Origin of the sequence: Adlercreutzia equolifaciens (genome assembly GCF_029076695.1) — a bacterium.
Classification (GTDB): Bacteria; Actinomycetota; Coriobacteriia; order Coriobacteriales; family Eggerthellaceae; genus Adlercreutzia; species Adlercreutzia equolifaciens_A.
In genome coordinates this window covers 1-315 of the sequence record NZ_JARFIK010000267.1, presented here as the reverse complement: position 1 = coordinate 315, position 315 = coordinate 1, and the positions used below count along the sequence as shown (strand labels likewise).

1 protein-coding gene is annotated in these 315 nt (G+C 64.8%); it reads left to right on the top strand.

What is annotated here, in order from left to right; translation table 11 throughout:
* Positions 1-47 precede the first annotated feature (47 nt).
* On the top strand, positions 48-315 hold a 268-nt coding region (gene pgk / locus PZH32_RS12355), incomplete at its 3' end, for a phosphoglycerate kinase (protein WP_275208544.1).

Here is a 315-nt window from a genome sequence, read left to right as displayed (position 1 = left end):
TCCGAAAAGCCTGGCTCAGTTGGGTCAGGCTTTTCGTTTTAGAAAGGATGAACAAGGCTGACATTAAGACCGTGGATCAGGCCGAGGTGACGGGGAAGCGCGTGCTGGTGCGCGTGGACTTCAACGTGCCGCTTGACGGCGACGTGGTCACCGACGACACCCGTATTCGCGCGGCGCTGCCCACCATTCAGAAGCTGGTGGTCGAGGGTGCTCGCGTGGTGCTCATGAGCCATCTGGGCCGCCCGGCCGGGGAGGGCTTCGAGGAGAAGTTCTCGCTGCGCCCGGCGGCGGCGCGCCTGGCCGAGCTGGTCGATG